The sequence below is a fragment of the Sabulibacter ruber genome (assembly GCF_017355955.1).
Lineage (GTDB): Bacteria > Bacteroidota > Bacteroidia > Cytophagales > Hymenobacteraceae > Nibribacter > Nibribacter ruber_A.
In genome coordinates, this window is the sequence record NZ_JAFFID010000002.1 from 317818 (window position 1) to 331752 (window position 13935).

The window sequence follows — 13935 nt, forward strand, 5'->3', positions numbered from 1 at the left end:
GCGTAAGCTTCAACAGAGTACATATTATAATATATAATGAAGTAAACAGCTGGCACGAGCGTCCCACTCGTGTCCGCACGCAAGCCCAAGACGGAATCTGCATACTCCTTATTTTGTCATCCTGAAAGGATCTTGTGGGCCCACAGTATTAATGGTAAATCACTGCTTTTCTAGTTCGCCCACAAGATCTTTCCAAGATGACAGAAGAGGGTAAAGGCTTTGATAGGCCTAAAGCTTGACCTTTAAAAAAGAAGAAAGCGCTATTAGCAATGTGTACGGACACGAGCGGAGGCTCGCGCCAGCGAACGTGCAATAATATCATTTAGCTGCAGTTACAAACTGCAGCCATAGTAGGTCCAAGTCACAGACTTGAACCATGGCAATTCTAAAGGAGACTTCAATTAAAATACTTAAAAGCGGAAAAGCGAATCGGGGCTGTTTTGATCAAAACAGCCCCGATTCGCTTTTCAATTTGCAGATGAATTTTCTCAGGATAGGGTAGGAGCGAAGTCCACTCCATGACCAGCCACTTCAGGATTCAGCCGCAGCACTTCACCCGTTTGTTCAAAGCCACCGCTGAACGGATGCTCCGCAATAAATAAAGGAGTGTCCAAATCTATGAAGCCGAACCCACCGATGCCGGCGGCGAAATGAGCAGAGAAGGTCATGGCCAGAATGCTCTCCACCATGCCGCCGATCATCAGCCCCAGTCCGTGGACCTGTGCTAAGGTCGCCATCTGCAATGCCTCCAGCACGCCGCACTTCATCAATTTGATGTTGACAACTGAGGCGCTTTTATCTTGAGAAAGCCTTGCCACGTCGGCTGCGCTGCGGGCAGACTCATCGGCGGCGATGGGGAAAGGACAGGTTATTGCCAACACCGCTAGGTCTTCCCAAGCTTCACGTGGAAGGAGCTGTTCCAGTAAGATAATAGGTATTTTGGCTTCGGCGGCTCTGTTGACAAATGCTTGGGCGCGCGCCAGATCATAGCCGCAATTTCCGTCTACAATCAATTTTGCCCCCGGTGCCGCATTGTGGATTGCCTGAAGTCGGCGGAGATCATAATCCACATCAGTTCCCTCGGTTTTCACCTTAATAATAGAGAACCCACGTTCCACGATGGACCTCGCCGAAGCTGCAGCATGCGCCTCGTCGCCGGCGGTGATGGTAAGGTCGGTGACCAACTGCGTATGCACTCCCCCGAAGAAGACATACAGCGGCATCTGGTAGTGTTTGCAGAGCGCATCCAGAATGGCCATCTCCACCCCACACCGGGCAGCGGGTGCATCATGTACAAGTTTATCTAATTCCTTGGCCAAGGTGCGCCAGTTCTTGACGTCTTTGCCAATCAAGTATTTCTCCAACTCCTGCAGAACTGCCAAGGTGCTTTCCTGTGTCTCGCCGCTCACTGCCGGGAACGGAGCCGCCTCCCCCAAACCCGTAGTCCCATCCGCCAGTTGCACCTGTACCACCACATTCTCCACCTGGTACTGCGTGCCCGTGGCAATGGCGAAAGGTTCTATCAGCGGCAAGTTCAACGGTTGATAACTCACCGAGACGATTTGGGTAGAATTCATGCTTTTTTGTGTATAGGTGTAGTAGCAAAGAAACAAAGAAAGGAAATGCAGCCAACAAGAAAACCGCGAATAAAATCTGCTAAGGCCGAAAGCGCGAAAGTTATCCTGTGAAAAACCGGCTTTTCCGTTTTCAAGGCGTTTTCTGAAAATCACCCTCAAAATGAGGATTTTTCCACGGCAGCTTTTCAAGCCTTAAGCTACATTCTACTATGGCGCGGAAGTTACTTCCGTGACTTCCTACTCTGATGTTCGTTAGTCACGGAAGTAACTTCCGCGCCATATTGCTTTAGGGATAAAGAGGGTAGCTACTCACTCGCTCTTACCGCTGGCGCGAGCGTCCGCTCGTGTCCGCACGTATTCCTAAATTCTTTTTCGACTAGCATTGGACAACTCAGAAATGTGAAGGCACGAGCGAGACGCTCGCGCCAGCGATGAAGCTATTGCAGGTTTAACCTTTAGTTACTTCTAGCGAACCGTTTCAATGCTGTTTTCAAAAAATCAGCCCTGAAACGGAAAAAAGGCTAGGAATCTCTCCGCAAGTTTTTTATTGCTTAACTTTGCTAAATTGAGCGGGGCGAAGTACATAGAATTTATTTCGAATCGTAAAGCTTCAATCTACGCCGGGGGTGAAAAACATACTTTCCGAAAACCCGATTCAGATTAGATATTGAATAACAGCGAGCACACCAGACAAACAATAAGGTGAAGTACAACGAGTATAAGCAACTGGACTATGCGGGTCTGGCCGAAGAGGTGAGAGCCTACTGGAAAGAGAACCGCATCTTTGAAAAATCGGTGGAGACCCGGGCGGGTCAGCCTACCTTCGTTTTTTATGAGGGACCACCCTCTGCCAACGGCGCGCCGGGTATTCACCACGTGATGGCCCGTGCCGTGAAAGACATTTTCTGCCGCTACAAAACCTTGCAAGGGTTTCAGGTGCAACGCAAAGGCGGGTGGGACACCCACGGTCTGCCTATTGAGTTGCAGGTAGAGAAGGAACTGGGCATTACCAAAGAAGACATCGGGAAGACCATCTCGGTGGAGGACTACAACGCCCGTTGCCGCGAGACCGTGATGCGTTTCAAAGACAAGTGGGACGACCTCACTGAGCGCATGGGCTACTGGGTAGACCTGAACAATCCGTACATCACGTTTGAGAACGAGTACATAGAGTCTAACTGGGCGCTGCTCAAGAAGCTTTATGACAAAGGTTTCCTGTACAAAGGTTACACCATTCAGCCGTACTCTCCTTCAGACGGAACAGGCCTAAGCTCCCATGAGCTCAACCAGCCAGGCTGCTACAAAGAAGTGAAGGACACGTCTATCGTAGCGCAGTTTAAGGTTACTAAAGATTCTAAATCAGAATTCCTTTTCAATAACCCTACCGGCGATGTCTACATCCTGGCCTGGACCACTACTCCCTGGACCTTGCCTTCCAACACCTCTTTGGCGGTTGGCGACAGAATTACCTATGTGCAGGTAAATACCTTCAATCCGTACACCCACAAACCGGTGAGTGTGGTGTTGGCGAGAGACCTGGTAGGAAAATATTTTTCAGAAAAGAACAAAGGTCTTTCCCTGGCAGACTACAAACCCGGAGACAAAGCCATCCCATTTGAGATTGTGCAGGAGTTTACCGGGAAGCAATTAGTGGGTCTTCGGTACGAGCAACTGATGCCGTATCTGCAGCCTTTCTACGATGCGGATAAAGCATTCCAGGTAGTGGCCGGAGATTTCGTGACCACCGAGGATGGTACCGGCGTGGTGCATACGTCTCCTACCTTCGGGGCCGATGACTTTAGGGTAGCCAAACAACACGGCATCCCAGCCCTCACCATCAAAGACGAGCTGGGCAATGAACTCCCCACCGTTGACCGGAGAGGAAAGTTCATCAACGAGATTGGGGTAAGACTGCAGGAAGGCGTTGCGAAGTATAACATCAAAACCCATAAACCACTTGGGCCCGATGACTTCTATGTAAAAAATTACACCAATGAAGATGAAAGCCACCCGGATTACAAAACCACGGATGTCATCATCTCCATCATCCTGAAGGAAGAGAACAAAGCCTTCAAGGTTGAGAAGTACGAGCACACGTACCCGCACTCGTGGCGTACCGATAAACCGATTCTGTATTATCCGCTAGACAGCTGGTTCATCAAAACCACGGCGGTAAAGCAGCGGTTGATTGACCTGAACAAAACCATCAACTGGAAACCAGAATCCACAGGCGTTGGTCGTTTCGGGAACTGGCTGGAGAACCTGGTAGACTGGAACCTGTCGCGCTCGCGCTACTGGGGAACGCCGCTACCTATCTGGCGCACCGAGGAAGGTGATGAGGAAATCTGCATCGGCTCCGTGGCTGAGCTGAACCGTGAAATTGAGCGCAGTATTGCCGCTGGTTTCATGACCGAGAACCCGTTGCGCAAAGCCGGACAGCCTGTGCAAAACACCGGCTCTGAAGACGAGCACCAGGCCAACACCTTGCTGGAGTTTGCCGGTGAATTCGCGCTCAGCCCTACTGGAACCGAAGAACCACGTGTGGAAAACGGTTTCGGCGGATTTGACTACAAAGCCTTTGATCTGCACCGTCCGTACGTAGACAACATCATACTGGTAAGCCCAAGCGGCAAACCCATGAAGCGCGAGGCAGACCTCATTGACGTTTGGTTTGACTCCGGCGCCATGCCGTACGCGCAGTGGCATTATCCATTGGAGAACAAAGACGTCTTTGAAGCCAGCTTCCCGGCCGACTTCATCGCCGAAGGTGTGGACCAGACCCGTGGTTGGTTCTTCACCTTGCATGCTTTGGCCGTGATGCTGGAAGACAGCGTGGCGTTCAAGAACGTAATCGCGAACGGTCTGGTGCTGGACAAGAACGGCAACAAGATGAGCAAGCGCCTCGGCAACGCCGTGGATCCGTTTGAAACCATCGGCCGCTTCGGACCTGATGCCACCCGCTGGTACATGATCGTGAACGCGCCACCGTGGGACAACCTCAAGTTCAACCTGGACGGCGTAACCGAAGTGCAGCGCCGTTTCTTCGGCACTTTGCAGAACACGTACTCGTTCTTCGCGCTGTACGCCAACCTGGATGGTTTCACGTTCGAAGGCGAGGAAATTCCGGTAGCGCAACGCACCGAAAGTGACCGCTGGATTATCTCCCGCCTGAACACACTGGTGAAAGAAGTAGCCGGCTACTTTGACGATTACGATCCAACCAAAGCCGCCCGCGCTATTCAGGACTTCGTGGCCGATGAACTTAGTAACTGGTACGTACGCCTGAACCGCAAACGTTTCTGGAAAGGCGAACTGAACCAGGATAAACTGGCCGCTTACCAAACGCTGTACACTTGTTTGGAGACTGTGGCCAAATTGGCTTCGCCGATTGCGCCGTTCTACATGGACCGCTTGTTCCTGGATCTGAGCCGCGTGAGTGGCCGCAGCCAGGCTGAGTCGGTGCACCTGGAGCTGTTCCCGCAAGTGCAGGAAGACCTGATTGACCAAGACCTGGAGCAACGCATGCACCTGGCGCAAACAGTTTCTTCTTTGGTGCACTCGCTGCGGAAGAAGCAGATGATCAAAGTGCGTCAACCATTGAGCCGCATCCTGGTGCCTATTCTGGATGAGAAGATGAAGACCCAGCTGCAAGGCGTGGAAGACTTGATCTTGTCTGAGGTGAACGTGAAAACGCTGGAATACCTGGAAGACACTACCGGTATCTTGGTGAAAAAGATCAAACCTAACTTCAAGCGCCTGGGTCAGGTATTCGGGCCGAAGCTGAAGTTAGTGGCAGCCCAGATCCAGCAGATGAGTCAGGAAGACATTGCCAAAATGGAGCGTGAAGGTTTCTTCGAGATTCCGGTGGAAGATGATACTACGGTGCTGAGTCGCGAAGACGTGGAGATCATGTCTGAGGATATCCCGGGTTGGCTGGTAGCTTCGGAAGGAGCCTTGACCGTAGCCTTGGACATCACCATCACCGAAGATCTTCGTCTGGAGGGAATGGCCCGCGAGTTGGTGAACCGTCTGCAGAACCTGCGCAAAGACAGTGGTCTGGAAGTACAGGATAAAATCAGAGTATTCCTGCAGGATGGCAATGAAGAGGTGGCGGCGGCCGTTCAGGCTTTTGGAGGCTACATCTCAGAAGAGGTGCAAGCGGTAGAATTGTCGCTGGTACCTAGCCTGCCAGACGCAGAGGCAACCGTGCTGGACATGGAAGGTTTTAACCTGCCGGTTCGCATTGAGGTAGCCCGTTAGCAGACTTCCGTTGCAGACACAAAATAGAAGATAATCGCCTGCCGTTTTCAGCTTGTTTTCACTAAAACAGGAGAGAAACGGCAGGTTAACTTTTCATCATGAAGTACGCGAAATACTATCTGGTTGCCTTGCTGGTGATCGCCATTGACCAAGCGGTGAAAATGCTGGTTCATAATAACATGCAGATGGGCCTGCCCGGGCAGATTCCTGTGTTCGGAGATTGGTTCAAACTGCATTATACCTTAAACCCGGGCATGGCGTTTGGGGTGGAGCTTGGTTCAGACTACGGGAAGATTATTCTCACTGTCTTCCGGATGGTAGCCATGGTGGCCATCGGGTACCTGGTGTATTACCTGGTGCAGAACCGCTACAACAAAGGCCTGATCTGGTGCGTGGGTCTGATTCTGGGCGGGGCCGTAGGCAACCTGATTGATAGTATCTTCTACGGCGTACTGCTGGACAATGCACCTTACGGAGCGCCTACTCCCTGGCTGCACGGCCAGGTAATTGATATGTTCTACATTGATATATGGGAAGGCATTGTGCCTAGCTGGATTCCCATTATTGGGGGCACGCCCATGTCTTTGTGGCCAATCTTCAACGTAGCAGATGCGGCCATCTTTGTGGGCGTTCTGATCATCATCTTCAACCAGAACAAATTCCTGAACCAACCTCCGGACAGAGAGAAGCGGGAAATCAACATAGTAGAGGCATAAAAAAGCGGGCTGTTCAGGAAGAGCAGCCCGCTTTTCGTTTTACGCCTATTTTAGAAAGAATAGCCCATATTCAGCCCTATCGCAAAGATGGAAGTGCCTTTGTTATAGAAATAACCTGAGGCCCGCATCCCAAAGAACAGCCGGTTGTCATTGAAAAAGTCTGTCTCCAGTACCGCTTTTCCGCCAAAGTCTCTTTCCCTGATATGCACAAAGAACTCATCAGGATTTCTGCCCGGGGTAGTAATAGCTCCTTCGGGAATCTCTCCTCTGGTTAAGTCCAGTTCTGAGCGTCTACGTACGGCAGGTCCGGCACCTAGCTTTATGGTGTATCTTTCGGTTTCAACAAGATCATAGAAGAAAGAGGCGTCAAACATCACAAAGGCCTTTCTGGAAGTGAAAAGCTGCTTTTGCTTATCATACCTGGAAGAACTCAGGTATTCGCCAGAGACGGTGATATGTAAGTGATCTGTGAGTTCACGGGTGTATTGCTGCGAGAACAAGGCACCACTGTTATCATCATCCAGAATATACGCAAAGCCGACTCCCGTCCTGAAATGGTTTGGATACCGGTGCTGGGCAAAAGCTCCCTGAAATGCAAAAAGTAGGAAGAACCCCAATAAAGCCGATTTTAAAAGGGTACCTGAGTAGTTGAGGTGTTTCATAAACGGTTATCTAAAAAGGAGACGGCAGAAATAGCTAAATTGTACTGTCAATACTTAGGTTTAATTATTTAAGTTGTGTGGCCAGCAGAATTTAGTGTTTCGGTTTATACGCGGATTCCGGAGGAGAGATTTCTGCCTGTTTTTTCAATTCTAGATTGAAAAAGTTGTCTCTTCAGAGGCGGCTTTCTTCGTACAAACGCCTTGGTTTTATAGATACTCCTCCTACAGCATGTCCTCTGCTCCTTTGTTACAAGTAGACCATCTCAGCATTTCTTTTCAGACCCGGCAGAGAGTGGTGCAGGCTGTAAGTGATATTTCCTTTCAGGTCCGGAAAGGAGAGGCAGTGGCCATTGTGGGAGAGTCTGGGTCAGGCAAAACCGTAACGGGTTTGTCTTTGATGCAACTGCTGCCTTCTGCCGGGGCCTCAATCTCTGGCAAAGCAGAATTTGATTCTCCGCAATTGGGGTTAGTAGACCTGCTCACCTTGCCAGAAAAGCAGTTAAGGAAAGTCAGAGGTCAGGACATTTCCATTGTTTTTCAGGACCCGATGTCTTCCTTGAACCCGGTTATCACTTGTGGAAAACAGGTTGCCGAAGCCTTGTTAATCCACTTTCCTATTTCCAGAAAAGAAACGTATACGCGCACTATTGAGCTTTTTAAGCTGGTAAAGCTTCCGGAGCCAGAGAAGCAATTTGCCCGTTATCCACACCAACTTTCGGGTGGACAAAAGCAGCGGGTCATGATTGCCATGGCCATGGCCTGTGAACCTTCCTTACTCATTGCCGATGAACCCACCACTGCTCTGGATGTAACGGTGCAGGCCGGTATTCTGCAGTTGCTCAATGAACTCCGGGTGAAGAAAGGAATGGCCATGCTCTTTATCTCGCATGACTTGGGAGTAGTAGCCGAGATCGCTGATCGGGTGTTGGTCATGTACCAGGGCCGGATTGTAGAAGAGGGACCTGTAGCGCAGATTTTCACCAATCCGCAGCACCCCTATACGCAAGCTTTGCTAGCCTGCCGACCTACCCTTACAACCGATGTTCCAGTTTTGCCCACGGTTGCAGATTTCATGACGAAAACAGATGTGTCGTCTGGCCAAACGTTGCCTTTGAGCATTACAGAACCACAGGCTAAAACGGTGGAAAAACGGGTTGCAGCACAAAGCCTTTCTGCCAATCCACACGCTATAAGAACCCGCCAGATGCCGCTTCTGCAGATACAGGATATCCACGTGGAATTCAAAAAGAACAGGTTGTTCTTTTGGCAGAAAAAAGAAGCAAACAAGGCTATAAACGGTGTTTCCTTTGAAGCTTTCCCCGGAGAGACCATTGCCATAGTGGGCGAATCTGGCTGTGGAAAAACTACCTTAGGCCGGACCTTGTTGCGGTTGATAGCGCCAACCTCCGGGAAGATACTTTTCCACGGGCAAGATTGGGCGGCTTTGCCTAAAGAGGAACTCCGAAGGAAAAGGAAAGACTTCCAGATGATCTTTCAGGACCCGTATGCTTCATTGAACCCAAACCTGAAAATCGGCGAAGCCATTATGGAACCCATGCTGGTGCACCAGGTGTTACCTACTCAGCGGGAAAGAAAACAGCGCGCCTTGCAGTTACTGGAAACAGTAGGCCTCCTTCCCGAACATTTTGAACGTTATCCCCATGAATTTTCCGGCGGTCAACAACAGCGTATCTGCATTGCCAGAGCGTTGGCCCTGGAACCCACGTGTATCATCTGCGACGAAATTGTTTCGTCATTAGACGTATCTGTGCAAGCGCAGGTACTCAACCTCCTGAATCGTCTTAAGCGAGAATTCGACCTCACGCTTCTTTTTATCACGCATGATTTGTCGGTAGCCAGATTTATGGCCGATAGGCTGTTGGTCATGGACCAGGGCCGTGTGGTGGAAGAAGGTTCTGTGCAGCAGATATTCTCAAATCCGCAGCATCCGTATACCAAGACATTGCTGCAGGCTATTCCCTCCGGAGACATCTCTGATATTTTAGCAGCGCAGGAGAAACGAAAAGCGTACAAAGCAAGTATAGACGAATAGGTATATTTGTGCCGCTTCCTCAAAAAACCTTTTTACCCTTGTTTCATGAAAACAAGCCTAAAACAGGAGAAACCTCTTGCGGAAGGAGGTATAAATCAAAAAATCACTAGGCAGCAAAGTAGCAGCCACACTGCCTCTGAGGTCAATCCAACCAGGGGCAGCTTATTTGAAAAGAATCAATGGAAAGAAACAGAAGAGGCCGGAAAGCAGACAGTGGTGCTGCGCCCCGGTCCGATAGAAAAAAAGAAAAAGGCGGTCCGCGTCGTGAGAGGGGCTCTTCCCGTGGGGGTGGCAGAAATGGCCGCAGCCAGGGGAACCAGGATGTAGGCGAAATCTCATCCGCTATTCTGCTGAACATTTTCAGCCAGAGCCCAGACAAGGTATTTACGTACCGCCAATTACACCGTCGCTTAGGCGTGAACGACAAAGAAGGCCGGGAGGAAGTGTTGGCGCACCTGAAAAGAATGCGCAAAAACGGGGAAATCATTCACCTGGAGAATGACTCTTACCTTTTAAATCCTGAGTTCAGAGGCAAACGCAGCGGCCATGACCGTGAAGAACGCGGTAGCCGCCGGGAAGGTGGCCGGGGAGGCGTGGTTTCCAGAAGAGGAGGACCTATCTTAACCGGTATTGTAGACTTGGCCAATTCCCGCCATGCCTACGTGATCAGTGATGAATCTGAGCAGGACGTGCGCGTTCCCGTGGAACGTCTCATGTTTGCCATGGACGGCGACACCGTACGCGTGCAATTACGCCGCAGCCGCAAAGCCAATGACCGCCCCGAGGGTGAAGTAGTGGAAGTGCTCAAGCGCGAGCGCGAAGAAGTGGTAGGCCGTCTGGAAATGTCCAAAGGCTTCGGGTTTGTGGTGCCAGATATGAAGCGCATGTACTTTGACGTGTTCGTGAACGAGCGCGGCTTAGCCGATGCCAAACACGGCGACAAAGTGCTGGTGAAAATCACCGAGTGGCCCGAAGACCCGGAGAGAAGCCCAACCGGCGAAATCACCCGCGTATTCGGTCCGGCCGGAGAGCATAACGCCGAGATCCACGCCATCATGGCCGAGTTCGGGTTGCCGTTTGAGTTCCCGGAATCAGTGGAGCGCGAGGCCGAGGAAATCCCCGAGGGCATTACCCCGGAGGAAATTGCCAAACGCCGCGACTTCCGTGACGTGACTACGTTTACCATTGACCCCGCCGATGCCAAAGACTTTGACGATGCGCTGAGCGTTCGGCAACTGGAGAACGGCCACTGGGAGATTGGCGTGCACATTGCAGACGTAACGCATTATGTGCAGCCCAACACCAGACTGGAGAAAGAGGCGTACCGCCGGGCTACCTCGGTGTACCTGGTAGACCGTACCATTCCCATGCTGCCGGAGCGCCTGTCTAACGGCTTGTGCTCGTTGCGGCCCGAGGAAGACAAACTCACGTTCTCGGTGGTGTTTGAGATTGACCATAACGCCAAAATTCATGATTACTGGATTGGCCGCACCGTCATCCACTCAGACCGTAGGTTTGCCTATGAAGAAGCCCAGCAGGTGATTGAAACCGGTGAAGGCGACTTCGTGACTGAAATTACCCTGCTGAATGACTTAGCCAAGAAATTCAAAGCCAAACGCTTCAAGAACGGAGCCGTGAACTTTGAAACCATTGAGGTGAAATTCAAGCTAGACGAGAACGGTAAGCCGCTGCACCTGTACGTGAAAGAGCGGAAAGACGCGCACAAACTCATTGAGGAGTTCATGCTGCTGGCCAACAAATACGTGGCTGAGCACGTCTACAAACTCAAGAAAGGCAAGAACAAGCTCACCATGGTGTACCGTACGCACGGCGCGCCAGACCCAGAGAAACTGCTGAATTTCTCTATGTTCGCCCGTAAGTTTGGCTACCAGGTGAATCTGGACGAAGGTGCCGATGTCTCCAAAGAGCTGAACAAGCTGGCCGACCAGACCGATGGCAAACCAGAGCAGAGCGTGCTGCAGAACCTGGCCATCAGAACCATGGCCAAGGCCAAGTACAGCACCGAGCCGGAAGGGCACTTCGGGTTGGCGTTCGCGCACTACTCGCACTTTACTTCGCCCATCCGCCGGTACCCGGATATGATGGCCCATCGCCTCATTGACCGGTACCAGCACGGAGGAGATGCCGCCGATCCAGAGGAGTTTGAAGAGCGCTGCGAGCATTCCTCAGACATGGAGAAACGCGCCGCCGATGCCGAGCGGGCTTCCATCAAGTTCAAGCAGGTAGAGTACATCAGTGCGTTTATTGGGCAGCAGTTCAAAGGCATTGTCTCTGGGTTGACTGAGTGGGGCATGTACGTGGAGATTGAGGAGAACAAATGCGAAGGCATGGTTCGCCTGGCCGATCTGCAGGACGATTTCTACGAGCTTGACTCAGCTAACTACCGCCTCATCGGGCAGAACAACAAGCGCATTATCTCGTTTGGTGATGAGGTGATAGTAGAGGTGAAAGCCGCCAACGTGCTGGAGCGCACCATTGACTTAGAACTGATTGATACCGTCAAAAAATAAGATCAGCCAGTAAATACGTAAAGCGTTTTTGGTCTCTTTCTTGCAAAGGGCACCAAAAACGCTTTTTAAATAAAATAAAAAAAAAGCGCTTTCTTTATTTTGCTGTAGCTTTGGCAACAGGCAAAGAGGCCTTTAACTGTTCATTAAAAGGTATTTTTACCTATTCGCTTAAAATTCATAGCTGTGGATATCTCACATTTCTCGGAACGCATCAACCAAACCCTGTCCACATTAGAGTATGGGCAGAAGCCGGATGAGCTGTATGCGCCAATCCGTTATATGATGGAACTGGGCGGCAAAAGAGTGCGTCCGCTGCTTACCTTACTGGGGGCTTACCTCTTCCATGACGACGTGGAGAAGGCCCTTATGCCGGCCATTGGCGTAGAGGTTTTCCACAACTTCACGCTCATGCATGATGACATCATGGACAACGCGCCGCTGCGCCGGGGCAAGGAAACCGTGCACGAAAAATGGAACACCAGCACCGCCATCCTGAGCGGCGACGTAATGCTGGTACGCGCCTATGAGTTCTTCCTGGGCATTGAACCCGCTAAACTCCCTACGGCACTGCAACTATTCAGTACCTGCGCCGCCGAGGTCTGCGAAGGCCAGCAGCTGGACATGAACTTTGAGAGCCGCAACAACGTGCAGATTGAAGAATACCTGCACATGATTAAACTGAAAACGGCGGTGCTGCTGGGCTTCAGCCTGGAGTTGGGGGCCCTGTTGAACAACGCCGCCCCTGAAGATGCCCGCCACCTGAAGGAGTTCGGGATCAACATGGGTATTGCGTTCCAGTTGCGCGATGATTTACTGGACGTTTACGGCGACCAGGCAAAGTTTGGCAAGCGCGTGGGCGGCGATATTGTCTCTGACAAGAAAACGTACCTGCTCCTGATGGCTTTGGAACGCTCTTCTGGCACCCAACGCAAAGAACTGGAGAAATGGCAAGGCCCCGTGGAGAACGGGCAGGAACAGCAGAAAGTAAAGGCGGTAAAGGAAATCTACGATGAGCTGAACATCCAGAACCTTACTCAGAACCAGATCAACCATTACTTCCAGAAAGGCCTGCACCATCTGAACGAGGTAAACGCGCTCAACAGCAAAAAAGAACTGCTCCGGCAACTGGCTATCCAGTTGATAGAGCGCGACAACTAAGCTTCAGGGCTGGTAGCAACAAAAAGCTTCTTTACCTGTTTTCAGCTTGTTTTACTCTAAACAGCCGGGAAACGCCTGAAGCGGTTTATCGTTCTTTCATGGTCAGTTGTCTTTAGCTGACGTGAGCAAAAATATGGTTTAGAATTACCTTCTGGTAGTAAGCGGCACTCCTACAGCAGTGGCAGCTTTTTACCGGGTTTAACAATATTGAGGTCAAAATCGCCCAGGCTTTCGTAAGCTTTGGGACCACTTCCTTCCGAAACACAGCATGGTCATCAGCATCACAATCATCCTTATTGCAATCACGGTCTTAATTTCTTTGTATGCCTGGCAGAACCAGAATTTGATGGAGAACTGGGTGCATCATCCGCAGTCGGTGGTGCGCAGCAAGGAGTGGTGGCGGCTGTTAACCTCGGGTTTTCTGCACGCCGATTTCATGCACTTGTTCTTCAACATGTTTTCGCTCTACTTTTTTGGAGGAGTGGTGGAACGGCAGTTCATGGCCATTTTCGGGTTTACGAACGGGGCCATCATTTTCGTGCTCTTTTACCTGGCAGCCATTGTCGTGTCTGACCTGCCTTCCATGTTCAAGCACAAGAACGACAGCCGGTATTATTCACTGGGAGCCTCTGGTGGGGTGGCGGCCATCATCTTCTCCAGCATTTATTTCAACCCGCTTTCTGAGCTGATTATTTTCCCTATTCCTTTTCCTCTCAAAGGATACATTTTTGGGGTGCTGTACCTTTTCTATTCTTACTACCTCAGCAAAAGAGGAAACGACGGTATTAACCACAGTGCCCACTTCTACGGAGCCGCCTTCGGGTTTGTGTTAAGTATCATCCTGGTGCCCGGACAAATCCAAAATTTCATCTATTCTATCCTGCAGTAGGTAGTACTTGCATTTCCTGAGGAAGTGCGCCTTTATCTTTTCTTCTGAACCTGCGTATACTATTGTATTACAGATGGTTTAAAGAAGGG

8 protein-coding genes are annotated in these 13935 nt (G+C 50.7%); 6 read left to right on the forward strand and 2 right to left on the reverse strand.

The window, feature by feature from the left end; translation table 11 throughout:
- Positions 1 to 488: 488 nt before the first annotated feature.
- Positions 489 to 1766 carry a dipeptide epimerase gene (locus JT719_RS12695; protein WP_207433709.1) on the reverse strand — a complete coding sequence of 426 codons (1278 nt, stop codon included), beginning with the start codon at positions 1764 to 1766 and terminating at the stop codon, positions 489 to 491.
- A 513-nt stretch (positions 1767 to 2279) separates the two neighbouring features.
- On the opposite strand from JT719_RS12695, the gene ileS reads away from it, so the two are divergent.
- Both ileS and JT719_RS12705 read left to right on the forward strand, forming a co-directional pair.
- Positions 2280 to 5837, forward strand: coding sequence for an isoleucine--tRNA ligase (gene ileS, locus JT719_RS12700; RefSeq protein WP_207433710.1), 3558 nt, complete (start codon positions 2280 to 2282; stop codon positions 5835 to 5837).
- Positions 5838 to 5935: 98 nt separating this feature from the next.
- A complete protein-coding gene (locus JT719_RS12705) occupies positions 5936 to 6553 on the forward strand; it encodes a lipoprotein signal peptidase (RefSeq protein WP_207433711.1) in 618 nt (205 codons plus the stop codon).
- 50 nt (positions 6554 to 6603) lie between these two features.
- Here the strand turns inward: JT719_RS12705 and JT719_RS12710 are convergent, their stop codons facing one another.
- Complete coding sequence (locus tag JT719_RS12710) at positions 6604 to 7215, reverse strand: hypothetical protein (protein ID WP_207433712.1); 612 nt, start codon at positions 7213 to 7215, stop codon at positions 6604 to 6606.
- Between the two features lie 229 nt (positions 7216 to 7444).
- Between JT719_RS12710 and JT719_RS12715 the strand changes: the two genes are divergently transcribed.
- From JT719_RS12715 to JT719_RS12730, 4 genes are all read left to right on the forward strand, one after another.
- Positions 7445 to 9268, forward strand: a complete 1824-nt coding sequence (locus JT719_RS12715) for an ABC transporter ATP-binding protein (protein WP_207433713.1) — start codon at positions 7445 to 7447, stop codon at positions 9266 to 9268.
- A 179-nt stretch (positions 9269 to 9447) separates the two neighbouring features.
- A complete protein-coding gene (rnr, locus tag JT719_RS12720) occupies positions 9448 to 11799 on the forward strand; it encodes a ribonuclease R (protein WP_207433714.1) in 2352 nt (783 codons plus the stop codon).
- Between the two features lie 183 nt (positions 11800 to 11982).
- Positions 11983 to 12957, forward strand: a complete 975-nt coding sequence (locus tag JT719_RS12725; RefSeq protein WP_207433715.1) for a polyprenyl synthetase family protein — start codon at positions 11983 to 11985, stop codon at positions 12955 to 12957.
- 268 nt (positions 12958 to 13225) lie between these two features.
- A complete protein-coding gene (locus JT719_RS12730; RefSeq protein WP_242693236.1) occupies positions 13226 to 13846 on the forward strand; it encodes a rhomboid family intramembrane serine protease in 621 nt (206 codons plus the stop codon).
- The last annotated feature ends 89 nt before the right edge of the window (positions 13847 to 13935 follow it).